The 25,071-nt window shown below is 58.9% G+C and carries 27 protein-coding genes; 19 read left to right on the forward strand and 8 right to left on the reverse strand.

The genetic code is table 11. The features are described from left to right. Window positions 1-54: 54 nt before the first annotated feature. Window positions 55-399, forward strand: coding sequence for a hypothetical protein (locus ACR3E0_RS06450; RefSeq protein WP_480477287.1), 345 nt, complete (start codon window positions 55-57; stop codon window positions 397-399). 107 nt (window positions 400-506) lie between these two features. On the opposite strand, the gene ACR3E0_RS06455 is transcribed toward ACR3E0_RS06450, so the two are convergent. After that, window positions 507-719, reverse strand: a complete 213-nt coding sequence (locus ACR3E0_RS06455) for a DUF1127 domain-containing protein (protein WP_480477289.1) — start codon at window positions 717-719, stop codon at window positions 507-509. Window positions 720-1,051: 332 nt separating this feature from the next. Here ACR3E0_RS06455 and ruvC point away from each other — a divergent pair, with 332 nt between their 5' ends. From ruvC to ACR3E0_RS06545, 18 genes are all read left to right on the forward strand, one after another. Then, on the forward strand, window positions 1,052-1,549 hold the full coding sequence (gene ruvC / locus ACR3E0_RS06460) for a crossover junction endodeoxyribonuclease RuvC (RefSeq protein WP_480477291.1): 498 nt from the start codon (window positions 1,052-1,054) through the stop codon (window positions 1,547-1,549). Continuing rightward, entirely contained in the window at window positions 1,546-2,223 is a 678-nt protein-coding gene (gene ruvA, locus ACR3E0_RS06465) for a Holliday junction branch migration protein RuvA (RefSeq protein WP_480477293.1), read from the forward strand. Before ruvC ends, ruvA begins: the two co-directional genes overlap by 4 nt. Window positions 2,224-2,227: 4 nt before the next feature. After that, entirely contained in the window at window positions 2,228-3,247 is a 1,020-nt protein-coding gene (gene ruvB / locus ACR3E0_RS06470) for a Holliday junction branch migration DNA helicase RuvB (protein ID WP_480477295.1), read from the forward strand. 61 nt (window positions 3,248-3,308) lie between these two features. Beyond that, window positions 3,309-3,932 (forward strand): hypothetical protein, encoded by a 624-nt coding sequence (locus ACR3E0_RS06475; protein WP_480477297.1) that lies wholly within the window; start codon window positions 3,309-3,311, stop codon window positions 3,930-3,932. Then, window positions 3,929-4,312: a tol-pal system-associated acyl-CoA thioesterase gene (ybgC, locus tag ACR3E0_RS06480; protein ID WP_480477299.1), complete on the forward strand. Its 384-nt coding sequence runs from the start codon at window positions 3,929-3,931 to the stop codon at window positions 4,310-4,312. The genes ACR3E0_RS06475 and ybgC overlap by 4 nt, the downstream gene beginning before the upstream one ends. A 109-nt stretch (window positions 4,313-4,421) precedes the next feature. After that, entirely contained in the window at window positions 4,422-5,117 is a 696-nt protein-coding gene (gene tolQ, locus ACR3E0_RS06485; protein WP_170431975.1) for a protein TolQ, read from the forward strand. A 1-nt stretch (window position 5,118) separates the two neighbouring features. After that, window positions 5,119-5,589: a protein TolR gene (gene tolR, locus ACR3E0_RS06490; protein WP_480477301.1), complete on the forward strand. Its 471-nt coding sequence runs from the start codon at window positions 5,119-5,121 to the stop codon at window positions 5,587-5,589. A gap of 15 nt (window positions 5,590-5,604) precedes the next feature. Further along, the gene (locus ACR3E0_RS06495; RefSeq protein ID WP_480477303.1) at window positions 5,605-6,708 is read left to right on the forward strand and encodes an energy transducer TonB; all 1,104 of its coding nucleotides are present in this window, start codon (window positions 5,605-5,607) and stop codon (window positions 6,706-6,708) included. Continuing rightward, window positions 6,705-8,024 (forward strand): Tol-Pal system beta propeller repeat protein TolB, encoded by a 1,320-nt coding sequence (gene tolB, locus ACR3E0_RS06500; protein ID WP_480477305.1) that lies wholly within the window; start codon window positions 6,705-6,707, stop codon window positions 8,022-8,024. Before ACR3E0_RS06495 ends, tolB begins: the two co-directional genes overlap by 4 nt. An 83-nt stretch (window positions 8,025-8,107) precedes the next feature. Next, complete coding sequence (gene pal, locus ACR3E0_RS06505; protein WP_480477307.1) at window positions 8,108-8,611, forward strand: peptidoglycan-associated lipoprotein Pal; 504 nt, start codon at window positions 8,108-8,110, stop codon at window positions 8,609-8,611. Window positions 8,612-8,615: 4 nt separating this feature from the next. After that, window positions 8,616-9,440, forward strand: a complete 825-nt coding sequence (gene ybgF, locus ACR3E0_RS06510; protein WP_480477309.1) for a tol-pal system protein YbgF — start codon at window positions 8,616-8,618, stop codon at window positions 9,438-9,440. Then, on the forward strand, window positions 9,431-10,690 hold the full coding sequence (tilS, locus tag ACR3E0_RS06515) for a tRNA lysidine(34) synthetase TilS (RefSeq protein WP_480477310.1): 1,260 nt from the start codon (window positions 9,431-9,433) through the stop codon (window positions 10,688-10,690). The genes ybgF and tilS overlap by 10 nt, the downstream gene beginning before the upstream one ends. A 76-nt stretch (window positions 10,691-10,766) precedes the next feature. Then, complete coding sequence (gene ftsH, locus ACR3E0_RS06520; protein WP_480477312.1) at window positions 10,767-12,683, forward strand: ATP-dependent zinc metalloprotease FtsH; 1,917 nt, start codon at window positions 10,767-10,769, stop codon at window positions 12,681-12,683. A gap of 105 nt (window positions 12,684-12,788) precedes the next feature. Further along, on the forward strand, window positions 12,789-13,364 hold the full coding sequence (locus tag ACR3E0_RS06525; RefSeq protein WP_480477314.1) for an MOSC domain-containing protein: 576 nt from the start codon (window positions 12,789-12,791) through the stop codon (window positions 13,362-13,364). Between the two features lie 165 nt (window positions 13,365-13,529). Next, window positions 13,530-15,206 carry a formate--tetrahydrofolate ligase gene (locus ACR3E0_RS06530; RefSeq protein ID WP_480477316.1) on the forward strand — a complete coding sequence of 559 codons (1,677 nt, stop codon included), beginning with the start codon at window positions 13,530-13,532 and terminating at the stop codon, window positions 15,204-15,206. Window positions 15,207-15,263: 57 nt separating this feature from the next. Beyond that, window positions 15,264-15,569, forward strand: coding sequence for a chorismate mutase (locus tag ACR3E0_RS06535; protein WP_480477318.1), 306 nt, complete (start codon window positions 15,264-15,266; stop codon window positions 15,567-15,569). Between the two features lie 50 nt (window positions 15,570-15,619). Then, window positions 15,620-16,510, forward strand: coding sequence for a bifunctional methylenetetrahydrofolate dehydrogenase/methenyltetrahydrofolate cyclohydrolase FolD (folD, locus tag ACR3E0_RS06540; protein ID WP_480477320.1), 891 nt, complete (start codon window positions 15,620-15,622; stop codon window positions 16,508-16,510). 234 nt (window positions 16,511-16,744) lie between these two features. After that, on the forward strand, window positions 16,745-17,491 hold the full coding sequence (locus ACR3E0_RS06545; RefSeq protein ID WP_480477322.1) for a LytTR family DNA-binding domain-containing protein: 747 nt from the start codon (window positions 16,745-16,747) through the stop codon (window positions 17,489-17,491). Between the two features lie 2 nt (window positions 17,492-17,493). Here ACR3E0_RS06545 and pdeM read toward each other — a convergent pair whose 3' ends face one another. The 7 genes from pdeM to ACR3E0_RS06580 form a co-directional block, all read right to left on the reverse strand. Further along, window positions 17,494-18,156 carry a ligase-associated DNA damage response endonuclease PdeM gene (gene pdeM / locus ACR3E0_RS06550; protein WP_480477324.1) on the reverse strand — a complete coding sequence of 221 codons (663 nt, stop codon included), beginning with the start codon at window positions 18,154-18,156 and terminating at the stop codon, window positions 17,494-17,496. A gap of 40 nt (window positions 18,157-18,196) precedes the next feature. Then, a complete protein-coding gene (locus tag ACR3E0_RS06555; protein ID WP_480477326.1) occupies window positions 18,197-20,608 on the reverse strand; it encodes a ligase-associated DNA damage response DEXH box helicase in 2,412 nt (803 codons plus the stop codon). Window positions 20,609-20,648: 40 nt separating this feature from the next. Then, a complete protein-coding gene (locus ACR3E0_RS06560) occupies window positions 20,649-21,956 on the reverse strand; it encodes an ATPase (protein WP_480477328.1) in 1,308 nt (435 codons plus the stop codon). 117 nt (window positions 21,957-22,073) lie between these two features. Continuing rightward, on the reverse strand, window positions 22,074-22,619 hold the full coding sequence (locus ACR3E0_RS06565; protein WP_480477330.1) for a prepilin peptidase: 546 nt from the start codon (window positions 22,617-22,619) through the stop codon (window positions 22,074-22,076). Between the two features lie 3 nt (window positions 22,620-22,622). Beyond that, the gene (locus tag ACR3E0_RS06570) at window positions 22,623-23,471 is read right to left on the reverse strand and encodes a tetratricopeptide repeat protein (RefSeq protein ID WP_480477332.1); all 849 of its coding nucleotides are present in this window, start codon (window positions 23,469-23,471) and stop codon (window positions 22,623-22,625) included. A gap of 31 nt (window positions 23,472-23,502) precedes the next feature. Continuing rightward, window positions 23,503-24,084, reverse strand: a complete 582-nt coding sequence (locus ACR3E0_RS06575; RefSeq protein ID WP_480477334.1) for a tetratricopeptide repeat protein — start codon at window positions 24,082-24,084, stop codon at window positions 23,503-23,505. Window positions 24,085-24,091: 7 nt separating this feature from the next. Further along, complete coding sequence (locus tag ACR3E0_RS06580; RefSeq protein ID WP_480477336.1) at window positions 24,092-25,069, reverse strand: type II secretion system F family protein; 978 nt, start codon at window positions 25,067-25,069, stop codon at window positions 24,092-24,094. Window positions 25,070-25,071 lie beyond the last annotated feature (2 nt).

Below are 25,071 nucleotides of genomic sequence, written 5' to 3' on the forward strand. Positions count from 1 at the left end.
TCTCTTTCTACCGTTTTCTGACGAAGTCGAGGGGGGCGGTTTTAGGAGGCTGCCATGACGGGAAAGCAACTGGAATTTGGTCAGCGCGTTCATCGCCTGAACAAGAAACATCAAAAGATGAGCCGTGGCTATCGCGCGACGATGCGCAAGGATGGCCTGGTCGTTATGAAGCCGCAACGGGTCCGCTCGGCGGTTCCGGTCAAGGTTTTGGTGCTGTGCCTGATTGCGTTCTTCGCCTTCAAGGCGTTTTTGCTGTCCAGCCTTGGGCCATCCGGATATCAATACAGGATCGACGCTCTGCAGCAGGGTACGTCCGTTGAACAGGCCGGTGCCTGGGTCATGCAAATCGATCCCCTTACACAGATTCTCTCGGTTCAACTGAACAAAGTCTTGTACTAGGTTCAGCCCGACACGAAAAACACCGCGTGCCTTCGAGGCGCGCGGTGTTTTCGTTTGCCCCCGAGGGGAGGAGATGGGGGCGTATGTGAGTGGGTGTCGATTAAACCTTAGATCCGACCTTCGGCGATATCGTCGATGTCGCCACGGCACAGGCCGATATCTTCCAACTCGCGGTCGGTCAGACCTTTCAGCGCGTTACGGGTGACGCGGGCGTCATTCCATTCAACCACGGCGTTTACGACCGATGCGAATGTTGCGCCGATACGGCCGACGAGGCCGAATGAGCCAGAGGTGGTGCGGATGTTATCCAGTGCAGCCATATCCTGTTTCCTTCTGTTTGTGTTCACGTTGCGATCTTGCGATCTGACCGGCACTTAGTGTTGCCATATGACCAGCGCAAGCTCAGTTTTTGCATGTGTCCTATGCAATTTGTGCAATGCTCGAACGGACTGTAATCGCCTTAAATAATTGGTGAATTTACCTTCATAAACCTGTCGGTTTCAGACGGTTTCACGTCGCGATTTTGCGGTGTTGTCGCGACCGGAACAGTCATGTCGTTTTCATGCGTGAGGTCAATTCGCTTGGAAAATGTTCATGTTTCGTGCTAATCGATGAAAAAAGGTCACATAACCCGAGCAGGCCGAGGCAAAACATGCGAATTCTGGGCATTGATCCGGGGCTGAGAACCCTGGGATGGGGCGTCATCGAATCGAATGGCAGCCGTCTGAGCCATGTCGCCAACGGTTTGTGTAAATCGGACGGAGATGATCTGGGCGAACGGCTGCTTTCACTGCACAACCAGATTGTCGAGGTGATCGCCGCGCATCGCCCCGATCAGGCAGCTATCGAACAGACTTTTGTGAACAAGGACGGCGCAGGAACGCTCAAGCTGGGTCAGGCCCGCGGTGTCGCATTGCTGACTTTGGCACAGGCGGGCTTGACCGTTGGGGAATACGCGCCCAACCGGGTCAAGAAAACCGTTGTTGGGGTTGGACACGCGGAGAAGGAACAGGTCCTGCATATGGTCAAGCTTCAACTGCCGGGCTGTTCGCCCAAGGGGGCCGACGCGGCAGATGCCTTGGCGATTGCTATCTGTCATGCCTATTACGGCAAGACGCAGCAGGTGCAGTTGAAAGAGGTACGGGCATGATCGGCAAACTGACCGGGCGGCTGGATTATCGGGCGGCAGATCATGTGCTGATCGATGTGCGTGGTGTCGGCTACATTGTTTTCTGCTCGGATCGCACCATGGCGGCTTTGCCGGGTGTGGGCGAGGGGATTTCGCTCTACACCGATATGGTTGTGCGCGAAGACCTGATGCAGCTTTACGGATTTCTGTCACTGGTCGAAAAGGAATGGCACCGATTGCTCTGCTCGGTGCAGGGTGTCGGCGCCAAAGTCTCGTTGGCGATTCTGTCCGCGCTGGGGCCGGACGGCGTGAGCCGCGCGATTGCCTTGGGCGACTGGGCATCCGTAAAAGCGGCGAAAGGCGTTGGGCCCAAAACGGCGCAGCGCATCGTTCTGGATCTGAAAGACAAGGCGCCCGGTGTCATGGCCATGGGTGGCACTGTGACCGAAGCAATGGACGGTCCGATGCTGGAAGTTGTCGAGACTGCAGATCCCGGTCCAACACAAAAGCGATCGCCTTTGCCAGCGTCTGGGGCAGGCGCGGCGTCTGCCGGTGCATTGTCTGCCCTGTCCAATCTGGGGTATGGCCCGTCGGACGCGGCAGCAGCGGTGGCCGAGGCGGCAGCGCAGATGCCCGATGCGGGTGAGGCGGATCTGATCCGCGCCGCGCTGAAACTGCTGGCTCCGAAAGGCTGATTGAATGGTAGACGCCGATCCCACCCTGCGCCCCGAGCCGTTGCCCGAAGACAATGATCGCGCGCTGCGCCCGCAGGGCCTGGATGAATTCATCGGTCAGGCCGAGGCGCGGGCCAACCTGCGCATCTTTATCCAATCCGCCCGTCAGCGTGGCGAAGCGATGGATCACACATTATTTCACGGGCCTCCGGGTCTGGGAAAAACCACGCTGGCACAGATCATGGCGCGTGAGTTGGGGGTGAATTTCCGCATGACTTCGGGCCCGGTCTTGGCAAAAGCAGGGGATCTGGCGGCGATCCTGACCAATCTGGAATCGCGGGACGTGCTGTTCATTGATGAGATTCACCGTCTGAATCCGGCCGTCGAAGAAGTTCTGTATCCGGCGATGGAAGACTTTGAACTGGATCTGGTGATCGGTGAAGGCCCGGCCGCCCGCACCGTTCGGATCGAGCTTCAGCCCTTTACACTGGTGGGGGCGACCACACGGATGGGCCTGTTGACGACCCCGTTGCGGGACCGGTTTGGCATTCCAACCCGCCTGCAATTCTACGAGGTCGATGAGTTGCACGAGATCGCTACCCGTAACGCGCGTAAACTGGGTGCGCCGGCGGACGATGATGGTGCGCGGGAAATCGCGAAACGGTCTCGCGGGACCCCTCGGATTGCAGGTCGGTTACTGCGGCGCGTCGTCGATTTCGCAATCGTCGAAGGCGACGGACGGATCACGCGCGCGCTTGCGGATGGCGCCCTCACACGGTTGGGCGTGGACAATCTGGGTCTCGACGGGGCGGATCGGCGCTATCTGAAGCTGATCGCAGAGAACTACGCGGGCGGGCCTGTCGGAATCGAAACTTTGTGCGCGGCGTTATCGGAAAGTCGGGATTCGCTGGAAGAAGTGATTGAGCCGTATCTGCTGCAGCAAGGCCTGATCCAGCGCACGCCGCGCGGCAGGATGCTTGCGCAAAAGGCATGGGCTCATTTGGGGCTGCCGGCTCCGAAAGGTCAGAGCGATCTGTTTGGTTGAAGCCGGGCGTCTGAGATTTTATGCCTTCTGCGAAAGTGTTTTTAATGATGAAGGATTGCGCGTGACCCCGGACGAGATCGAAGCCTTGTTCACCCGTGACAGCGGAGAATTCCTCTTCGCGCGCTGGGGGCGCCCGATTGTTCCGGTTGTCTTTGGGGTTGAGGATGACACCTTGGCAATTGTCAAAGGCGCGTTCGAGGCGGTGGTGACACTGGCGGATCACCAGATGGCCGAGACCGATCCGGAGCTTGCCGTGAACTGCATGGTGTTCTTTTTCCGGGACTGGCAGGAATTGCCCGAGGTCCCGGATCTGGATCGCCTGATCCCCGACCTCGGGCCGCTGGTGGAGCGTCTGATCGCGGCGGATGCCAACCAATACCGCATTTTCAGGTTCGAAGAGGACGGCGCAATCCGCGCCGCGTTTGTCTTTCTGCGCATGGATGCCGAATTGTCAAAGGTGCCGGCCGAAACCCTTGCGCTCAGCCAGGTGGTGCAAACTGTTCTTCTGTGGTCGGATGCTGCTTTTCGTGACAAATCGCCCTTAGCCATGGTAGGTGACGCAACGATCCTGCGCCCCGAGATTGCCGGGCTGATCCGCGCCGCATATGATCCTGTTTTGCCGAGGGCGGCGCAGGACCCGTCTCACGCATTGCGATTGTTTGCCCGGTTGGAGCAACCCCAATGAAACACACCTATCCGGTTCGCGTTTACTATGAAGACACCGATATGGGGGGTGTGGTCTACCACGCGAATTACCTGCGTTACATCGAACGGGCGAGGTCAGACTGGGTGCGTCAACTGGGCAATGACCAGAACGCCATGCGTGACCAAGGTATTGTCTGGGTCGTGCGCCGGGTCGAGGCGGATTACCTCGCGCCGGCGAAATTCGAGGATGAACTGGTGGTCGAAACAGACGTAGTTTCATTGTCTGGTGTGCGGCTGACCATGGCGCAACTGGTGCGTCGTGGCGAGACCGTGATCTTTCGCGCGACGGTCACCGCCGTCTGCATCAACAAGGCCGGTAAGCCGGTCCGCCTTCCGGCAGAGATTCGCGCATTGATGTAACAATTTGCCGGGCCGGGGTGGTTCTGTTGGCTTTTCGCACCCAACTGCGATAGCGTCTGGCAAAACAAGGCCAAACGAACGGCCGTCAGGCAAAACAAAGAGCAGGTTCATGGAAGCTGAAACGCTGGCGCTGGCGCAGGAGATCGACTTCTCCATGTGGGGGCTGTTTGCCCGCGCGACCTTTATCGTCAAACTGGTGATGCTGATGCTGGTGGTCGCATCCTTCTGGTCCTGGGCGATTATCATCCAAAAGCTTATCAACTATCGCGCCGCACGCCGCGAGGCGCAGGTGTTTGATGAAAGTTTCTGGTCCGGCAACCCGCTGGATGAATTGTTCGAACAGATTGGCACGCAACCCGATGGCAGCTCTGAAAAGATTTTTGCGGCTGGCATGATCGAATGGCGCAGGTCGCATCGTACCGATGGCGGATTGATTGCGGGGGCGACGGCCCGAATTGACCGGTCGATGGACGTTGCCATCGCCAAAGAGGCCGAGACCCTGAACAAGGGTCTGCCCATCCTTGCAACCGTTGGCTCGACTGCACCCTTTATCGGCCTGTTCGGCACGGTCTGGGGCATCATGAATGCCTTTATCGAAATTGCGGAACAACAGAACACGAACCTTGCCGTCGTGGCCCCGGGGATCGCCGAAGCTCTGCTGGCCACCGGTCTTGGGCTCTTGGCCGCGATCCCAGCGGTGATCTACTATAACAAGCTGAGCGCGGACAGCGATCGGATCGTAGGTGGCTACGAAGCTTTTGCCGACGAGTTCGCGACCATCCTGTCGCGGCAGTTGGATAGCTGATATGGGCGCGGCGGTCCAGCAACCCTCGGGCGACAACGGACGCAGGCGCGGCCGGCGTCGCGGACGCGCGCAGCCGATGTCCGAGATCAACGTGACGCCCTTTGTGGATGTCATGCTGGTGCTGCTGATCATCTTTATGGTCGCTGCCCCGTTGCTGACGGTGGGTGTGCCCGTCGACCTTCCAAAAACCGCGGCCAGTGCGCTGCCCGGTGACAACGAAGAGCCGCTGACCGTCACCCTGACCGCAGACGGTCGGGTACAGATTCAGACCACAGACGTGCTACGCGAAGAGTTGATTGGCAAATTGCGCGCCATTTCTGCAGAACGCAGCAGCGATCGTGTTTTTCTGCGGGCCGATGGCGCGATCCCCTATGCCCAGGTGATGCAGGTCATGGGCGCGCTGAATGCGGGCGGGTTTTCCAATGTGGGCCTGGTGACAGATACCGGCGGGCCGACGCTGGATGACGGGTAAGGGTGAGGCTGCGCGGTGGATACCGGCACCAAGATTTCGGCGATTGCCCATGTGAGTCTGATAGGATGGGCGTTGTTTGGCGGGACGTTTCGGTCCGAACCGTTGCCGATGGCCGTCCAGGATGTTTCCGTGATCAGCGCTGAGCAGTTCGCCGCGATGACCGCGCAGCGCGATGCGCCTGACGTGCCCGTTGAGCCGAGCGCATTGCAGCCACCTCCGGAGCCAACGGAAGAGGCCAATGCGCCCGATCCGACGCAGGAAGAGCAGCCGCGTCCCGAACCGATCACTCCGTCTGAACCCGAGCCTGAGCCTGAGCCAGAGACGGTCGAAGCTCCGCCCGAGCCTGAAGTACCCGAGGAAGCGCCGGTTTTGATCGAACCCGAACCGGAAACTGCCGCGTTGCCGGTGCCCCCTGGCCCCGAAGCACAACCACGCCCTGCCGACCGGGTGGCCCCGGAGGCGATTGCGCCACCACCGCCCGAAGTCGAGATTGATGACATTGAAACGCCTCCCGTGTCGCTGGACGAAGGTGCGGAAACGCAACAGGAGCAGCAGGATCAGACAGCCCCCGAAGAGGCTGCTCCGGAAATTGTGACCGAAGCCGAGGAATCGGACGAGCAGTCTCCGTTGACGTCCCCGCGGCCCCGGGTCCGGCCCAATCGTCCAGCACCGCCGCCGGAACCTGTAGTGGCAGAGGCACCGGAACCGGCCCCTGAAAACCCGGCACCAAGCGACGACTCGGCAATCAATGATGCTTTGGCCGAAGCGTTGGGCAGTGGAACCGAACCTACGGGACCGCCCCTGACGAGCGGAGAAAAAGATGCGATGCGTCTGGCGGTATCCAGGTGCTGGAACGTTGGATCATTGTCGACGGATGCCCTGAACACCGTTGTTGTTGTCGGGTTCTCTCTGAACCGCGACGGAACTGTCGTAGGGGGCAGTCTGCGCCTGCTGGACAGTTCCGGTGGGTCGGCTGGTGCCGAAAAACAGGCGTATGACGCCGCCCGGCGGGCAATATTGCGCTGCGGAGCCCGAGGATACGAACTGCCTGCTGACAAATACGCGCAGTGGCAGGATATTGAGATTACATTCAATCCCGAGAGGATGCGGATCAAATGATGAAACTTCTGACCAGCCTCTTAGTTGGCCTGACCCTGTTGTCGGCGCCGGTTTACGCTCAGAGCGGGCCACTGCGTTTGGAAATCGACGAAGGCATCATCGAACCGATGCCCTTTGCGGTTCCAAACTTCGTGCCGGATGGCCCTGCGGCGGCGCAATATGCCAGCGATATCTCTCGTGTTGTGGCAGCGGACCTGACGGGAACCGGATTGTTCCGCGAAATCTCTGCCGATGCGTTCATCAGCCGGGTCAGCAGCTTTGATGCGCCGGTGCAGTTTGCGGATTGGAAAGCGATCAATGCGCAAGCTTTGGTGACCGGCGCGGTCAATGTCTCGGGCAAACGTCTGACGGTTCGGTTCCGGGTCTGGGACGTGTTCTCGGGTCAGGAATTGGGCAGTGGCCTGCAACTGGCCGGTACAACCGATGGATGGCGTCGGATGGCGCACAAGGTCGCCGATCAGGTCTATAGTCGGATCACAGGCGAGGGCGGTTATTTCGACAGCCGCGTCGCCTTTGTGTCGGAAAGTGGCCCCAAGGATCAGCGTCTGAAACGTCTGGCCATCATGGATTACGATGGCGCAAATGTGCAATTCCTGACCGACAGCGCGGCCATTGTGCTGGCCCCACGCTTTTCGCCGTCAGGCGACCGTTTACTGTACACAAGCTATGAAACGGGTCGACCGCAGATCTATGTCCTCGATGTTGCCAGCGTCAGGCGGCAGGAGCTGAAGACACAGGAAGGCACGATGAGTTTTTCGCCCCGGTTTTCTCCGGATGGCCGATCCATCGTCTATTCCCTGTCGCAGGGCGGTAACACGGACCTGTGGCGGATGGATCTGGCCTCGGGTCAAAGCACAAGGCTGACCAATACGCCTGCCATCGAAACTGCGCCCAGCTATTCGCCGGACGGCAGCCGGATTGTGTTCGAAAGCGACCGCTCCGGCACGCCGCAGCTCTATGTCATGCCGTCGAGCGGCGGAGAGCCAACCCGGATCAGTTTTGGTCAGGGGCGCTATGGCACCCCGGTCTGGTCTCCGCGCGGCGACCTGATCGCCTTCACCAAGCAAAACAAAGGCCGGTTCCATATTGGGGTGATGCGCACGGACGGCAGCGAAGAGCGGCTGCTGACGTCATCGTTCTTGGACGAGGGACCCACATGGTCGCCAAACGGACGTGTCATCATGTTCACACGCGAAACGCAGGGCGCCAGCGGGCGGTCCACTTTGTATTCGGTGGATATTTCGGGCCGCAATCTGCGTCCCGTTCGAACCCCGGATGGAGGCAGCGACCCGTCCTGGGGTCCGCTGCAGAATTGATCGCAATCGCGATGCGGCAAAGTTCACAAGAAACCGCCGTTGTGGTAGACAGGCGGCAATAATCAAAACACGAGGCACCTGAAATGAACGTATTGAGCAAAATCCTGGCGGCGGGCGCGCTGAGCGTGGTCGCTGCCTGCGCGAGTAATGATCCATCGGCACTGGGCGGTGGCCCCGGCGGCAGTGGCGCGCTTGTGCCGGGATCGCCGAGCGATCCACGCTCACCGGCCTATTTCCAGCAAACCGTCGGTGACAGGGTTCTGTTTGCGGTGGACCAGTCCACATTGTCCCCTCAGGCGCAGACCACCCTGCAGGGGCAGGCCGATTGGCTGATGGCCAATCCCGATTTCGTGGCGACAATCGAGGGCCATGCGGATGAGCAGGGAACACGCGAGTACAACCTCGCGCTTGGCGAGCGGCGCGCAAATGCGGCACGGGAATACCTGATCTCGCGCGGCGTCGCCGGCAACCGACTGCAAACGGTCACATACGGCAAGGAACGCCCGATCGAGATTTGCAGTACCGAGGAATGCTATTCCAAAAACCGGCGCGCGGTAACGGTGTTGACCGGTTCAACCTTGGGGTAAGACGATGAGACTTGCAGGATGGGTTCTGGCCGCGGTTGTGGCAGCGGCTGGCGTAGCACAAGCACAGGATCAACAAACGCTTGCGGATATCCGGCAGGAACTGACGGTCCTGCACGTGGAGATACAACGCCTGAAGCGTGAGCTTTCGACCACCGGTTCCCCGGCGCCAGACCTGTCCGGCAGCTCGATCCTGGAACGCGTCGATGCAATCGAGGCCGAGCTTCAACGCCTGACCCGTCAAACAGAGCAGTTGAATCAGCGCGTGCAGAATATCGTCACAGACGGCACCAACCGGATTGGTGACATGGAGTTTCGTCTTTGTGAATTGGAAGCAAACTGCGAAATTTCTGGTGAGCCGACGAGTACTTTGGGTGGTGAGGATAGCAAAGGGGGTACGCCAGTCGTTTCTCCTACTGAACCATCTGTTTCCGAGCAGGCGGAACTGGCCGTAGGCGAGCAGGCGGATTTTGAAGATGCGTCGCAGGCGCTGGCCGATGGTGATTTCCAGACTGCTGCGACGATGTTCGCGCAGTTTGACACATCTTACCCCGGCAGCCCTCTTGCGCCCGAGGCGCATCTGAAACGGGGGCAAGCCCTGGAAGGGATGGGTGACACCCGTGAGGCCGCGCGTGCCTTTCTGGCCAGCTTCACCGGCGATTCCGAGGGCACATTCGCGCCGGAGGCTCTGTTCGAACTGGGCGCTGCGTTAGGGCGCTTGGGACAGACCGATCAGGCTTGCATTACCCTGAGCGAGGTTGGCGTGCGTTTCCCGGCCTCTGTCACGGTGTCCGACGCCACGCAGGAAATGACGTCTCTGGGGTGTTCTTGACCCAGGACACCGACACTTTACGAGTTGAACTGCGCGAGAAGCTGCCCGAAACACTACCAGCCAGATTGGGCGTCGCAGTGTCTGGCGGCGGGGACTCCATCGCCCTGATGCATCTCTTGTACGGAATTGCGCGGGACGAAGGTGTCGATCTGTCTGTTGCAACGGTTGATCACGGACTTCGATCCGAAGCAGCGCAAGAGGCGGAGATTGTTGCAAATCAGGCTGCACGCTTGGGCCTTCCACATGAAATCTTGCGATGGGAGGGGTGGGATGGTCGTGGAAACCTGCAGGATCAAGCCCGCAAAGCGCGCTATGAGCTGCTTGCATCCTGGGCGCACAGCAATGATATCACCGCGATTGCCTTGGGTCATACCGCGGATGATCAGGCGGAAACGGTTTTGATGAGATTGGGGCGGGCTGCGGGTGTAACCGGCTTGTCCGCCATGCCCGCAGCCCGAAACGCGTACGGTATCCAGATGCTCCGCCCGATGTTGGGGATCACCCGGCGGCGCCTGCGTGGATACCTGACCGAGATTGGGGTGAGTTGGATCGAAGACCCATCGAATCAGGACAATCGTTTCGATCGGATCAAGGCCCGGACGGCTCTGCCGGACCTTGAAAAGCTTGGAATCACGCCCGAAACGCTGTCGCGGGTGGCTGAAAACATGTCACATGCGCATGAGGCATTGTCGCACTATGCGCAGGATTCCGCCCGACAGGTCTCAAAAACGGAGACAGGGAATGTCATCATCGACCGTGTCGCGTTTGCTGCATTACCCGGCGAAATCCAACGCCGCATCATAGTGGGCAGCATTTCGTGGATCAGGGGGCCGGGATATCCGCCGCGCCAGTCGACAGTTGACCGGGCGATGAACGCATTGCAGGGGGGGCAGGCGGGCACCATCAACGGCTGTCTGCTACTGCCCGACGGCGATAAAGCGTGGATTTGCAGGGAGTTTAAGGCGGTCGAGGCGCGGTCCACCCCGGTTGGGCGCGTTTGGGACGGAAGGTGGGCAATCACCGGTCCGGGAACGTCGGGGGCTGAAATCCGGGCGCTTGGTGAGACTGGATTGCAGGCTGTGCCGGACTGGCGCGCAACAGGTCAGCCGCGTCTTGTCCTGAAATCCTCACCGGCTGTCTGGCAGGGGGACCAACTGCTTGCGGCGCCGCTTGCAGGCTATCCAAACAGTTGGACAGCCGCACTAACCCCGGAATGGCCCGAGTTTTACGCATCGTTTTTATCGCATTGAACCTGCCACAATCCTCTCTATTTTAAGGAGTAACCCGGCAGGACCCCATCTGCCGTAATCTTTTGGGAGATTTTCCTTGGGCAACGCTCGCAATATCGCATTCTGGGTCGTTCTGTTTTTACTGATCCTTGCACTGTTCAACCTGTTCAGCGGACCGGGTGGAACGCTACAGAGCAACGAACGAACATATTCCGACTTTGTGAGCGCGGTGCAGAGCGGTGAGGTCAAAAATGTAACCCTGGATGGCGAACAGATTCGGTACACCACCGAAAACGGCGGCACCTACGTCACGATCAAGCCCGGCGATGCCGAAGTGACCAAACTGCTGATTGACGAGAACATTCCGGTGCGCGCAGAAAAGCAGCAGCAATCGGGCTTTCAATCGTTCTTGATCACGCTGCTGCCCTTCCTGCTGCTGATCGGTGTCTGGGTCTATTTCATGAACCGGATGCAGGGTGGCGGCAAAGGCGGCGCGATGGGCTTTGGCAAGTCCAAGGCCAAGATGCTGACCGAGAAACATGGCCGCGTGACCTTTGATGACGTTGCTGGCATCGACGAGGCCAAGGAAGAGCTGGAAGAGATCGTTGAATTCCTGCGCAACCCGCAGAAGTTCAGCCGTCTGGGTGGCAAGATCCCCAAGGGCGCTTTGCTCGTTGGCCCTCCGGGCACCGGTAAGACTCTTCTGGCCCGGGCCATTGCGGGTGAGGCGGGTGTGCCGTTCTTCACCATCTCGGGTTCGGACTTCGTTGAGATGTTCGTGGGTGTCGGTGCATCCCGTGTGCGCGACATGTTCGAACAGGCCAAGAAGAACGCGCCTTGTATCGTGTTCATCGACGAAATCGACGCCGTGGGTCGCCATCGTGGTGCTGGATATGGCGGCGGCAACGACGAGCGCGAACAGACCCTCAACCAGTTGCTGGTTGAGATGGACGGGTTCGAGGCCAATGAAGGCGTGATCATTCTGGCGGCCACCAACCGCAAGGACGTTCTGGACCCCGCGCTGCTCCGCCCGGGCCGGTTCGACCGCAACGTCACCGTCGGCAACCCCGACATTAAAGGCCGTGAGAAGATTCTGGGTGTTCACGCACGCAAGACGCCTCTGGGCCCCGATGTCGATCTGCGCATTATTGCGCGCGGCACGCCGGGCTTCTCGGGTGCCGATCTGGCGAACCTCGTGAACGAAGCCGCGCTGATGGCCGCCCGTGTGGGCCGCCGCTTTGTCACCATGGAAGACTTCGAGAACGCCAAGGACAAGGTGATGATGGGCGCCGAGCGCCGTTCGATGGTGCTGACTCAGGACCAGAAGGAAAAGACAGCATATCACGAGGCTGGTCATGCTGTGGTTGGACTGGAACTGCCGCTCTGCGATCCGGTCTACAAGGCGACTATCATTCCGCGCGGTGGTGCGCTGGGTATGGTTGTGTCGCTCCCTGAAATGGACCGCTTGAACTATCACCGGGATGAGTGCGAGCAAAAGCTGGCTATGACCATGGCCGGTAAAGCCGCCGAGGTGATAAAATACGGTGAAGACCACGTCTCAAACGGCCCGGCTGGCGACATCATGCAGGCCAGCCAACTGGCGCGGGCCATGGTGATGCGCTGGGGCATGTCGGACAAGGTTGGCAATATCGACTATGCGGAAGCCCATGAGGGTTATCAGGGCAACACCGCCGGGTTCTCGGTTTCCGCGCATACAAAGGAGCTGATCGAGGAAGAGGTCAAACGCCTCATCCAGCAAGGCTATGAACGGGCGCACAAGATTCTGAGCGACAAGAGCGAGGAATGGGAGCGTCTGGCACAAGGTCTGCTGGAATACGAAACCCTGACCGGCGACGAGATCAAGCGCGTGATGAACGGCGAATCCCCCGGCGAAGGGGACGACGAAGGCGACACGCCGGATCAGGGCAGTGCACCGAGCGTCACCGCGATCCCAAAGACCAAGGCAAAGAAATCACCGCCCGAGGGCGGGATGGAGCCGGAGCCAACGGCATAGTGATACAGACCCGGGCTTGCCCCGGGTCTTTTCATTTCAGCCTTCCATTTTGACCGCGACGGCCCAATATGAGCCGGCAGAAACGGGATCAGGAATGAGGTTCACATGCCAGTGCTCCGGGAAACAGATTATAGCGCCGAAGTGATCTGGCTAGGCCACGTACCCGCAGACACGTCGATCCGGGCGCAGTCTGTCGACACATTGACCCTTGGATTCTCCGGTGACGATGGTGCGCGGCATGAGGGCGTCAACCGCCGGTCCTGCGTCCGGGTCAAAAACCTGTATCCGGAAGGGACCGAGATAAGGAATGTGCGACAACTGACTGTGCTGTCCGCGGAAGAACTGTCCGCGATCGCCGATGAAATGGGCCTTACTCGCTTGGACCCATCCCATCTCGGCGCGTCGGTCGTTTTGCGCGGCATTCCGGACTTTACCCACGTTCCGCCATCGTCGCGTCTTCAAGTGGCGGATGGGCTGACCTTAACGGTGGACATGGAAAACCGGCCCTGCGTGCTGCCGGGGCGGGAGATTGAGGCAGATCAGCCTGGCCACGGCGCGGCCTTCAAACCTGCAGCCCAAGGCCGTCGCGGCGTGACCGCTTGGGTCGAACGGCCGGGCAATCTGAAGCTGGGCGACAGGATGAAATTATTTGTGCCGGATCAACGCAATTGGGCGCCGTAACTCTCAGCTGTTTCCGATTCGAAACCGACGATATGTCCCGACGCCGTTTCGCGACGTAATTATGTCGGAATCCTTAGCCATTCGCATTGTGCACAACGGTATGGGTTACCCAGCACCGGCGCGGCACGCCGGTTTCGCGCGGCATTAATTCAGGGACCCTGCCCAATGAGCTATAAATCCGACATCGAAATCGCCCGCGAGGCGAACAAAAAGCCGATCCAGGACATCGGCGCCAAGCTGGGGATCTCCAGCGACGATTTGCTGCCCTATGGCCACGACAAGGCGAAGGTCAGTCAGACCTTTATCAACTCGGTGCAGGACCGCGAAGACGGTAAACTGATCCTCGTGACCGCGATCAACCCGACTCCGGCGGGTGAGGGGAAGACAACGACCACGGTCGGGTTGGGCGACGGTCTGAACCGAATCGGCAAGAACGCGATGATCTGTATCCGCGAGGCCTCGCTCGGCCCGAACTTCGGCATGAAGGGCGGCGCTGCAGGTGGCGGTTACGCGCAGGTCGTTCCGATGGAAGAGATGAACCTGCACTTCACAGGGGACTTTCACGCCATCACCTCGGCACATTCGCTGCTGTCGGCGATGATCGATAATCACATCTACTGGGGCAACGAGCAGGAAATCGACACGCGCCGTGTCGCGTGGCGCCGTGTTGTCGACATGAACGACCGGGCTCTGCGCCTGATCACCGCCAGCCTGGGCGGCGTGTCGAACGGCTTCCCGCGGGAAGCTGGCTTTGACATTACCGTGGCATCCGAAGTCATGGCGATCCTGTGCCTCGCCAACAACCTGAAAGATCTGGAAAAGCGTCTGGGTGACATCATCGTGGCCTATCGACGGGACAGAACGCCTGTGTATTGCCGTGACATCAAGGCCGAAGGTGCAATGACCGTGCTGTTGAAGGACGCGATGCAACCGAACCTTGTGCAAACGCTGGAAAACAATCCGGCCTTTGTTCATGGTGGACCGTTCGCCAACATCGCACATGGCTGCAATTCAGTCATCGCGACCAAGACCGCGCTGAAAGTGGCCGATTATGTTGTCACCGAAGCAGGTTTTGGTGCCGACCTGGGTGCCGAGAAATTCATGAACATCAAATGCCGTAAGGCGGGCATCGCCCCATCGGCTGTGGTGCTGGTTGCCACCGTGCGCGCGATGAAGATGAACGGCGGCGTTGCCAAGGCCGATCTGGGCGCGGAAAACGTCGACGCGGTCAAATCGGGCTGCGCCAACCTTGGCCGTCACATCGAAAACGTGAAGTCCTTCGGCGTACCGGTCGTCGTCGCCATCAACCACTTCGTCACCGACACGGATGATGAGGTGCAGGCGGTCCAGGACTACTGCGCCGACCACGGGGTCGAGGCGGTTCTTTCGCGCCATTGGGAACTGGGTTCGGAAGGTTCGGCACCCCTGGCCGAGAAGGTTGTCGAAATCGTAGAAGGTGGCACCGCGAATTTCGCGCCGATCTACCCCGACGACATGCCTCTGTTTGAAAAGATCGAGACCATCGCCAAGCGCATCTACCGGGCGGACGAAGTTCTGGCCGACAACAAGATCCGCAACCAACTGCGGGACTGGGAAGAGGCCGGTTATGGCAACTTGCCGGTCTGCATGGCGAAAACACAGTACTCGTTCTCGACCGATCCGACACTGCGCGGTGCACCCACGGGACACTCGGTCCCGGTTCGCGAAGTTCGCCTGTCCGCCGGTGCCGGCTTCATCGTGGTTGTGTGCGGTGAGATCATGACAATGCCGGGTCTGCCCCGCAAACCGGCAGCCGAAACCATCTGCCTTAACGCCGCAGGCGAGATCGAGGGCTTGTTCTAGGCCATCGAATGATACATCTCGTGGTCCGGGGATGTCCCCGGGCCACAGGAGACCGAAATGCCCAATCTGATACCGCCTCAGGACTGTCATTCAATGCAGGAATTGCGGCCTCAGATCGACAAGCTGGACCGCCAATTGATCGAAATGCTGGTGACGCGCGCAAGCTATATTGACCGCGCATCCGAACTGAAACCCGATGAGGGTCTGCCGGCCCGCATACCGGAGCGTGTCGAAGAGGTGGTGCATCGTGTGCGCACAAGGTCAGGTGAGTTGGGGATGGACCCCGACCTTGCCGAGAGGCTTTGGCGCATTTTGATTGACTGGTCGATTGCCCGCGAAGAACGTGTGATCGGCTCGGACTGAATGATCGGACGGTTTCACGTCCGTTCCGTTTTGGAAGAAGGGATCGAAGGATGGTAGCTGAGGTTATCGACGGCAAGGCCTTTGCGGCCAAAGTGCGCGCTCAGGTTACGGATCAGGTCGCCAAGCTCAAAGAGGAAAACGGGATTACACCGGGCTTGGCGGTTGTTCTGGTGGGTGAAGATCCGGCAAGCCAGGTCTATGTGCGATCCAAGGGCAAGCAGACTGTCGAGGTCGGCATGAACTCCTACGAGCACAAGCTGGATGTCGATACCTCCGAGGCGGACCTGATGGCTCTGATCGATACGCTCAACAATGATCCGGCGGTCCACGGCATTCTGGTTCAATTGCCGCTGCCCAAGCATCTGAACGAAGACCTCGTGATTAACGCGATTGATCCCGCCAAGGACGTGGATGGGTTTCACATTTCCAACGTCGGCTTGTTGGGGACCGGGCAAAAGTCGATGGTGCCCTGCACTCCGTTGGGGTGTTTGATGATGTTGCGGGACCATCACGGCTCGCTGTCCGGTATGGATGCTGTCGTTGTTGGCCGCTCGAACATTGTGGGCAAACCAATGGCACAGTTGCTCTTGGGCGATAGCTGCACCGTGACCATCGCGCATTCCCGGACCAAGGACCTGCCTGACGTGGTGCGTCGCGCAGACATCGTTGTGGCCGCCGTCGGTCGGCCCGAAATGGTCCCGGGCGACTGGATCAAGGACGGCGCTACCGTCATCGACGTGGGCATCAACCGGATCGAGCGTGACGGCAAGAACAAGCTGGTGGGCGATGTAGATTACGCATCAGCCGCCGAACGTGCGGGTGCTATCACCCCGGTTCCAGGCGGTGTCGGTCCCATGACAATTGCGTGTCTGCTGGCCAATACGCTGACCGCCTGTTGTCGCGCCAACGGGCTGCCGGAGCCAGAAGGCCTGACTGCCTGAGGTTTGGGGGCCGCGCCGCAAGGCGCGGTTCGACACCTGTCGGTCGTGTCAATGGTGCGCCCAGTCGATTTTGATCTTACTTTGGACCTCTGTGCGCGACGCGGCGGCCTGTGTCAAATTCATTTGACTGCGCAGAATATCGTGATATCCCTGTAATTCCAGCCAGTTACCAGCGTTAGGTTGTGACGGTCTAAGGCTTTTGGCTGAGCCTTGGGGGTTAATTGTTCTAGCGGTATGACGTCAAAGCGAAGCCGGATACGCACAGTGTGCACGCGTCAGAGAGTGGCTGCGGCTTTGGTGTTCCTCCCATTGCTGGCCTACGCATTCCCACCCTTTATGGTCCCGGATCTGCCGTTCCTTCTGAGCCTGCTGTTCTGGACGGGTGTCATGATGATCGCTCTGTGTGTGACCTGCGCGGCGCGATGGTTGATCAATGATCGGCTGTTGCCGCTGAGGCTGCCTGTCCGGCAACTTGTGTTTGCGGCCTTGCTTCTGGCCTTCTTCACACCGTCGTTGTGGCTGTTGGCCTGGGTTCTTTTTTCCTTTGGGGACTATGGAAAACCGGGGCTGCTGACAGCGGCAAACTATGGGGCTCTGTTCTCCGCCGGGTTGGTTCTGGTGCGGCGTGGTGAAAGGAACACTCCGGCGAGGGTTCACGGCAAAGCTGCTCCTCCGCGCCTGATGAAACGGCTGCCGTCCGGATTTCACGGCCAAATCCACCGCCTGACCGTTCGCGACCACAGTGTTGACGTTGTAACGTCGGAGGGCACATTTACCATTCGATCCCGGTTCACGGATGCCATCGCCGAGATGGAGCCGGTGCCGGGACACTGCGCTCACCGGTCTCACTGGGTCACGGACGCATCCATTGTCGGGGTTGAAAAGTCAGACGGCCGGACCTGGCTGCGTCTTGTAAACGGCGATCTTGTGCCAGTCAGCCGAAAATACAGGCCAAATCTGGAAGCGGATGGTCTCATCTGAAGCTAACGCGGCATCGGAACCATTTGTGGGTTTGAACCGGTCAGGATGGCCATCGCATCCGGTCCAAGTAATTCGGACACCGCGCGGTCCGTACTGCGCAGCCCCCCGGTGTACACCCCGTAGGCAGGCAGAACCAGGCGCTGTCGATCCAGCAGGAAAGCCGGGCGCGTAATGGACCGCCCTCGGGCACGCATGCTGACTTTGGGATGGAAATGACCCGATATTTCGCCTTGACCGTCGGTTTGCGCGATGTGCCGAAAGACCAAGGGTCCGCACGTCCATTCTGACAGATGCGTGCCACCCAGTTCGATGGGCCCCGGATCATGGTTGCCCTCGATCCAGATCCAGAGGCGTCCGGCCTGCAATGCCGCGATGCGCAGCTTTTCCGCTGGGTCCAGAGCAACCGACGCCTCCAGATCGTCGAAACTATCCCCCAGGCTGACGACTGTTTCGGCTTCGGTCCTGTCCAGATCGGCGGCCAGACGATCCAGGGTTTCCCGGCTGTCATACGGCGGCAGCGCAGGTCCACCACGGCGGGCTACACGTTCAGACTTTCCCAGGTGCAGGTCTGATACGCACAATGTCTTCTTGTTCGGCCACCAGAGCGCCCCGGATGGAAGGGCGCACAGGTGCTGACCCGAAAAAGAAAACTCACACGCGTTCATGAAACGTTCTTTGCCTGTTTCGGGCCTGCGCGCAAGGGGTTCAATTGGGGTCCAGTCCCGCCGTCCGCAAAAGCCGCGCGCTTTCTTCTGCCAACAGGCGTTCTTCGGCAGAACCTTTGACCGGCACCTTGCCAACCTCCAGAAACAAGGGCGCCGCAAGTGGGGACACGTGATCCAGCCGCAGCAGGTCGATCCGGTCTCCTATACGCGCCACCATGGCTTCGATCCGTCCGAAGTCGACGAGTCCGCGCATCGCCTCTTCGCGGGTGATCTGCATCAACAGGTGGTCGGGGTCATATTTCAGAAGCGTGTCATACAGGATGTCCGAGGAAAACGTTGCTTGTCGCCCGGATTTCCTCTGCCCGCCGGTATTGCGTTCAATCAGCCCTGCAATCGTGGCCGAAGCGCGAAACGTGCGCTTCATCACCGCGTTTCCCGCAAGCCAAGTATCCAGCCCGTCCCGCAACGCATCCAGTTGGAACAAAGGGCGGGGATCGGTGACCGCATCCAGCCCCCAGATCAGCGTTGCATAGTCAGTGGCGACAAAACCCAGTGGAGCCTGACCGGTTTCCTCCATCCGTTTTGTCAGCAACAGACCCAGTGTTTGCTGGGCGTTTCGCCCGGCAAAGCCGTAGACGCACAAATGCTCGCGCCCGTCATTGGGAAAACTCTCGATCTGCAGCCGGTCGCGTTGGGGCAGGCGGGACATATCCCGCTGCAGCGCCAACCAATCGGCGGTGTGCTGAGGCAATTGAGGCCAGCTCTCCTGCGAGAACATTCGCAAAATGCGGTCGCTCAACTGTGTCGACGTCGCAAATTTCGTGCCCATGAAGGTTGCAATCTTGGGTTTCTTATCCGCCCGTCTGCTGACTTCGACAACCATTTCCCGCAGGCCTTCATAACGGACAATCTGCCCGCCAATCAGAAACGTGTCTCCGGGAGTGAGCGACGCCGCAAAGCCCTCTTCGACTTCACCCAAAGGTTTGCCGCCGCGATTGCGCCTCAGCCGTACTTTCAGCGTGTCTGTATCCTGAATGGTGCCTAAATTCATCCGAATGCGCTGGGCTGCGCGCGGATCGCGCAATTGCCACAAACCGTCAGATCGTTGCTGCAGACGTTGCCAGCGGTCATAGGCCCGCAGGGCGTAGCCACCATTCACGCAGAACTCCAGGCAGGCATCGAATTCAGTGCGTGCGAGATGCGCATAGGGCCCCGCAGAGGTCATTTCTACATACAAGGCATCAGCGTCGAACGGTTCGGCGGCGGCCGCGATGAGTATGTGTTGGCAGAGCACATCTCTGGGACCGGCTCCGCGTGGGTCGCCATCCAGGTCATGCGCCCTCGCGGCTTCGAGCGCGGCCACGCATTCAACCACTTCGAACCGGTTGGCCGGGACCAACAGGGCCTTGGACGGGGCGTTGTAGCGGTGGTTGGCACGCCCAATCCGCTGCACCAGCCGTTTCACATTCTTGGGCGCTCCGATCTGGATCACGAGATCCACATCGCCCCAATCAATCCCGAGATCCAGGCTGCCGGTGCAGACGATGGCGCGCAGGTCACCGCGCACCATGGCGGCCTCGACCCGGTCCCGCTGCTGCCGGTCCAGACTGCCGTGGTGAATTCCGATCGGCAGACCTTCGTCATTGGCCAGCCAGAGATTGTGAAAAAAGATCTCGGCCTGCGCCCGGGTGTTGTGAAAAATCAGCGTGGTTTTGTGCTGCCGGATCTGGTGCAAAACCGCAGGGATCGCGTAAGCCGCACCGCCACCGGACCACGGGGGCATTTCCTCGGTCTCCAGCATCGCTATGTCCGGATCCGGCCCGGGGTCCGCCTGAATGATCTGGCAGGGGTCAGGATGTCGGGCCAGAAACTGCGCAATTGCACCCGGGTTTTCGACTGTCGCCGACAAACCCACGCGGCGCAGGTCAGGGCAGAGAGTCTGTAAGCGGGCCACTGCCAGCATCAGCTGGTCCCCGCGTTTGCTTTCGGCAAGGGCGTGGATTTCATCCACGATCACCCGTTTTACACCGTGGAACATACGCGGCGCGTCCTCGTATGACGTCAGCAATGCAAGGCTTTCGGGCGTAGTTAACAGGATATGCGGCGGGTCCACGCGCTGACGTTTTTTTTGCGTCGCGGTGGTGTCGCCTGTCCGATCCTCGATGCGGATGGGCAGACCGATCTCATCCACCGGTGTACGGAGATTGCGTTTGATATCTGCCGCCAGCGCCTTGAGCGGCGAGACATAGATCGTATGCAGACCCCGGTATCCCCCGTTTGCAAGCTCTGCCAGGGAGGGTAAAAAACCGGCCATGGTTTTGCCCCCGCCAGTGGGCGCGATCAGCAGGGTCGCCGGGTCCTGTGCCCGGTCGAACATATCTTGCTGATGGGGGTGGATGGACCAGCCTTTGGCGGAAAACCACTTGCTGATCCGGTCGGGAATCTGCGTCATGAACGCAGACTACCCGTCCCGTTACCAGAATGGCATGGCGTTATTTGACGATTTTCTCGTCTTTGACGAACATGTTCGACCACGCGCGGTCAATCAACTCGGGGCTCATTTGATAGGGAATGCCTTCAAATTCGCAGATTGAGATCATCTGATCAATCAGGAAGATCGGCTGGTAGTTGGCATAGATGTTGTCGATGGTCGGGTATTTCACCTTAAGCAGATGAACCAGTGCCGACTCGTCAAGCGGCATACCGCGTTTGCGGGCGACCATGGCAAAGATTTTCAGGAAGTTCTCCTGGTTCGGCCCGTCGATCTTGATCTTGAAGAAAATCCGGCGCAGGGCGGCTTGGTCGAAGATTTCATTCGGGTGGAAGTTGGTCGAAAAGATCACCAGAGTGTCAAACGGCACTTCGAATTTTTCGCCCGATTGCAGGCCGAGAATGTCCTTGTTTTCCTCAAGCGGAACGATCCAGCGGTTGATCAAAGCCTGTGGTGGTTCGGCCTGGCGGCCAAGGTCGTCCACAATGAAGATGCCGCCGGTCGATTTCAACTGCAGCGGGGCCTGATAGGTCCGTGCGGTGGGGTTGTAGACGAGGTCCAGCATGCTGAGTGACAATTCACCGCCCGTCACCACGGTCGGTCGCTCGCACTGCACATACCGCGTGTCAAAGCGCTTCCGGCGGCGCAGGCTGTTCGGGTCGTCCGCTTCTTGTTCGATCGCGTTGTGTACGATCGGGTCATAAACCGTAATGACCTGACCGGCATATTCGATGGCGCGTGGTACGTAGACATTGTCACCCAGGGCGTCGCGAATCCCGTTGGAAATCGAGGATTTACCATTGCCCGGTGGGCCATACATCAGCACCGAGCGGCCTGCACTGACCGCCGGGCCAAGCTGGTCCAGCAGGCTGTCGGGCAGGACCAAGTGGCCCATGGCTCCGGTGAGCTGGTCTCGGGTGACCTGAATGTTGCGGATCGACTGGCGTTTGACCTGTTCGCGGTAGACATCCAGCGGCACCGGCATGGCACCAAAATATTCCGACTGACTCAGGGCGTCCAATGCCCGCGCCTTACCGGCATCCGTCAACTGATAGCCCATTTCGTTGCCGCTGTTGGCGTTCAACGTACCGGTTGCTTCAAGCAGTTTTTGCTCGCGCGCGATGTCGATCAGCTCCTGGGTAACAGATCCGGGAAGGCAAATGGCTGCTGCAACTTCCGAGACGGTGTCGACATTCTTGCGAAAGACGGTTTTCAGCAGAATATCCCGCATCATCACCAGCGGGAGTTGCATCTCGCCCAAGCCTTTTGGGGCAGGGGGGGCCATAACGGATGAGGCTTGCATATTCATGAGCGTTGCTCGTTTTTCCAGTTGTCACGCCAAATGCCCGGTTCAGGGCGACTTTCCGGAAATCTGGCGCAGCTTTGTGGCGGCACCATGGCGGTGACAAGGCGTGCAGATGATAGTTTACGATCCGTAAACAGTGCCTAATATCAAATACATGGCGAGCGCCCCCGCAAGGGCCAGACCCATCGGGAACTGCTTGCCTCGATCCCAGCTGTCCCAATGTGGCGCAATGGTGCGTAATCTGGTGTGTTTTGCCAGCCGATGCGTTGCCACCGCGCCCAATACACAGGCGGTCAGGATCGCGCCCAACAGCAACAAATCCCCGAACCATACAAATGGGGACGCCGCAGCCAGAAACTTCGCATCGCCCGCACCCATGGCGCCAGCCGCGTTCAGAACGATGCCGACCAGCAAAACGATGACAATATGCAGCAATTGCCAGATGTAAATGGGCAAGGCGACTGAAAATGGTCCGAGGTTTCCGCTGATCGAACCCGTTGACCAAGGCCACAGAACGAATAATCCGACGACGACAAACACGATGGCCAGTGCACTGACCGCATGGTTCTTGATCCGCATCTCGCGCATGTCCGTGAACGCGACATAAAAGCAAATCGGCAGCACGAATGGCAGAAACCACATCGCCGCAACCGCAGGGATTTCCATGTGTCAGGTGTCCTCGAGCGCGCGAAGCGACCGAACGGCTTCGTCAAAATGCTGTGGGTGGGTTGCAATCGCTTCGCGGAACAGGTTCTTAGCGGTCGCCAAATCGCCTTGTTTTACGGCTGAAATCGCCATCGTGTTTAAAAGCCGCGCGCGCTCGACCTGAGTCATTGGAACAACCGGCATGCTATAGTTGCCCTGTGCGGACCGGGCCAGAACCAGATTGTTCTTTGCCGTGAACAGCGATTTGTCCTGGCGGATCGCATCGGTAAACAGCCGCTCGGCTTCGGCATACTCACCGCGTGTGAGCTTGGAATAGCCCCAGTTGTTCATAACACCGCCCGGTCGCGTCGTCAGCCCTACCGCGGTTTCGTAGAAATGATCTGCGCGCTTCCAATCTTCTCTGGAATCTGCAACAAGCGCCTCAAGGCGGTAGCGTTTGAACGTCTCAAACGTCGGCGGAACCGAGTCCAACACGGTTTTTGCCTCGGACCAGTTTCCGTTCCTCACAAGGGCATCGGCATACTCGACCTTGTCGGCGTTGTTTGCGCCTTTCATCGAGGTCACACGTTTCCAGGCCGCTGATGCTTCGGTCGTGCGTTTTGCTCGCCCCAGCGAAATTGCCAGCCCCCGTTGCAGATCAATTCGGTCAGGGTTCTTACTGACGGCGCCCAGGAAATAGGTCACCGCTTCGTTGGGATCGGCGGCGTTCAACAGAACTTCATTCAGGTTGGTTTCGTCAATGACGTTCACCTCCTGAAAGGTACGTTCCACTTTATCCTCTTCGGACTCCTTAGCGCAGGCGGTTAAAACCAGCCCGCCCAGAATGATAGACGGAATCAAGAATTGGCGCATTTTTCTGCGTCCTTTACTGCTCTTGCCTCGGTTACTGGATTTTGCGCAGCGAGAATTGCCCGTCGCCAAGCTGTTCCAGCGTATATTCTTGTTCTTGGGCGGTATTATTAACAGGATTTTCCATTTTTGCGAGTGCTAACCGCAGATTGTCCCGGATTGCGTCACTTTCGCCATTGTCCAGCGCAAAGGCGCGTTGAAAGACCTGGGCGGCCTCAGGGTACTCCTGCATCTCCATCAAAAGAACACCAAGGTTGTTCCATGCGACGGGCCAGTCCGGGTCATCCTCGACGGCACGACGCAGCAGGGTTTCCGCCTGACCCAAGCGTCTCAAACCCAGGTTGGCGGTTCCCATCGAAGTAAGGATCTGTGTCGTCATGCCCTGATCCAGAGCGGCGCGGGTGAATGTATCCAGGGCGAGTTCGTATTCGCCTGCAACCATTAACCGGTTTCCAACGGTGATGTAATCCTCTGACTCGCCTTTCGGGTCAATTCCCGGTGCATCAAGAGTGCCGGATGGGCCTCCATCAGTGCAAGAAGCCACCACGGCGGCTACCACGGTGGCCTGGAACAGCCGGGGAAGCCTTTCAAAGGCACACCATTGTATCACTTTCATCAGGTGACTACCTGCTTCCGAACTCCGAGATCACGTTGGCCGAAGGTCCGACCAGAATGACGAGCAGCGGTGGGACCGTCAGCATCATTGTGGCGAGTGTCATCTTGGTTGGCAACTTGTTCGCGGCCTCTTCGGCGCGCATAACACGCTTGTCGCGCATTTCACCTGCATAGACGCGAAGCGCTTCTGCAATAGACGTACCAAATGTCGCCGACTGGATCATCACGGTCACAAAGGAATTGACATCCTGTACCCCGCACCGCGTACCGAAGTCGCGAAGGACCGTGTTTTTATCCTTACCGGCCTTCATCTCGTAGGCAACAATCTCAAATTCCAGCGCGATATCCGGGTAGGAGGCCTTCATCTCTCCAGCGACTCTGACAATCGCCTGATCCAGAGATTGGCCCGCCTCGACGCAGACCAGCATCAAATCCAGCGTATCGGGAAAACCGGAAGTGATCGCTTCTTTCCGTTCTTCTACCCTACGCGTAATCCAGTACTTGGGAAGCCAGTAGCCGATGGCGCCGGGCAACAGCACACGGATTAGGATCTGTTGTGTTGTAAACTCCTCGCTGCCAGCAAATACGGTGACCAAAAGGACCCCAATGACAATGCCGGTGATTCCAAGCGCGAACTGCGCAAAGTGAAAAAAGCGGACGGAATCCTTGGATTGATATCCGGCCTGACGCAACTTCAGCTGCATCGCAGACAGGTCTTCTTGGTTCTGGGGTTCAAGAAACGTTGCAAACTTCTCTAGCTGCTCGTTTCGTCCCGAGTTACGCAGTTGGTCTTTTTTGGCCTTCTTTTGCTTTTTCGGCGCTGCATTGGACCGCTGTAGCTTTTTCAGAGGGTCCTCTGGTTGATTCAGCATCAAGGAAACGGCCACGAGTACCATGACCATCCCAAGGACACCTACCACGATCAGAGGGCCGAACTCCCCCAAGTGCTGGGTCAGCATGTCATTGATTTGGGTCAGCAATTCCATCG

This window comes from Ruegeria sp. AJ12 (assembly GCF_056536245.1).

What these genes read in the sequence shown, in the direction of transcription:
- ACR3E0_RS06565 (WP_480477330.1), bottom strand. Translation starts at nt 22,619, where the DNA reads ATGGAAATCCCTGCGGTTGCGGCGATGTGGTTTCTGCCATTCGTGCTG.
- tolQ (WP_170431975.1), top strand. Translation starts at nt 4,422, where the DNA reads ATGGAAGCTGAAACGCTGGCGCTGGCGCAGGAGATCGACTTCTCCATG.
- ACR3E0_RS06560 (WP_480477328.1), bottom strand. Translation starts at nt 21,956, where the DNA reads ATGAATATGCAAGCCTCATCCGTTATGGCCCCCCCTGCCCCAAAAGGC.
- ruvA (WP_480477293.1), top strand. Translation starts at nt 1,546, where the DNA reads ATGATCGGCAAACTGACCGGGCGGCTGGATTATCGGGCGGCAGATCAT.
- tolR (WP_480477301.1), top strand. Translation starts at nt 5,119, where the DNA reads ATGGGCGCGGCGGTCCAGCAACCCTCGGGCGACAACGGACGCAGGCGC.
- folD (WP_480477320.1), top strand. Translation starts at nt 15,620, where the DNA reads ATGGTAGCTGAGGTTATCGACGGCAAGGCCTTTGCGGCCAAAGTGCGC.
- ruvB (WP_480477295.1), top strand. Translation starts at nt 2,228, where the DNA reads ATGGTAGACGCCGATCCCACCCTGCGCCCCGAGCCGTTGCCCGAAGAC.
- ACR3E0_RS06545 (WP_480477322.1), top strand. Translation starts at nt 16,745, where the DNA reads ATGACGTCAAAGCGAAGCCGGATACGCACAGTGTGCACGCGTCAGAGA.
- ruvC (WP_480477291.1), top strand. Translation starts at nt 1,052, where the DNA reads ATGCGAATTCTGGGCATTGATCCGGGGCTGAGAACCCTGGGATGGGGC.
- ACR3E0_RS06555 (WP_480477326.1), bottom strand. Translation starts at nt 20,608, where the DNA reads ATGACGCAGATTCCCGACCGGATCAGCAAGTGGTTTTCCGCCAAAGGC.
- ACR3E0_RS06455 (WP_480477289.1), bottom strand. Translation starts at nt 719, where the DNA reads ATGGCTGCACTGGATAACATCCGCACCACCTCTGGCTCATTCGGCCTC.
- ybgF (WP_480477309.1), top strand. Translation starts at nt 8,616, where the DNA reads ATGAGACTTGCAGGATGGGTTCTGGCCGCGGTTGTGGCAGCGGCTGGC.
- ACR3E0_RS06450 (WP_480477287.1), top strand. Translation starts at nt 55, where the DNA reads ATGACGGGAAAGCAACTGGAATTTGGTCAGCGCGTTCATCGCCTGAAC.
- ACR3E0_RS06580 (WP_480477336.1), bottom strand. Translation starts at nt 25,069, where the DNA reads ATGGAATTGCTGACCCAAATCAATGACATGCTGACCCAGCACTTGGGG.
- tolB (WP_480477305.1), top strand. Translation starts at nt 6,705, where the DNA reads ATGATGAAACTTCTGACCAGCCTCTTAGTTGGCCTGACCCTGTTGTCG.
- ACR3E0_RS06530 (WP_480477316.1), top strand. Translation starts at nt 13,530, where the DNA reads ATGAGCTATAAATCCGACATCGAAATCGCCCGCGAGGCGAACAAAAAG.
- ACR3E0_RS06525 (WP_480477314.1), top strand. Translation starts at nt 12,789, where the DNA reads ATGCCAGTGCTCCGGGAAACAGATTATAGCGCCGAAGTGATCTGGCTA.
- pal (WP_480477307.1), top strand. Translation starts at nt 8,108, where the DNA reads ATGAACGTATTGAGCAAAATCCTGGCGGCGGGCGCGCTGAGCGTGGTC.
- pdeM (WP_480477324.1), bottom strand. Translation starts at nt 18,156, where the DNA reads ATGAACGCGTGTGAGTTTTCTTTTTCGGGTCAGCACCTGTGCGCCCTT.
- ACR3E0_RS06575 (WP_480477334.1), bottom strand. Translation starts at nt 24,084, where the DNA reads ATGAAAGTGATACAATGGTGTGCCTTTGAAAGGCTTCCCCGGCTGTTC.
- ACR3E0_RS06570 (WP_480477332.1), bottom strand. Translation starts at nt 23,471, where the DNA reads ATGCGCCAATTCTTGATTCCGTCTATCATTCTGGGCGGGCTGGTTTTA.
- ybgC (WP_480477299.1), top strand. Translation starts at nt 3,929, where the DNA reads ATGAAACACACCTATCCGGTTCGCGTTTACTATGAAGACACCGATATG.
- ACR3E0_RS06535 (WP_480477318.1), top strand. Translation starts at nt 15,264, where the DNA reads ATGCCCAATCTGATACCGCCTCAGGACTGTCATTCAATGCAGGAATTG.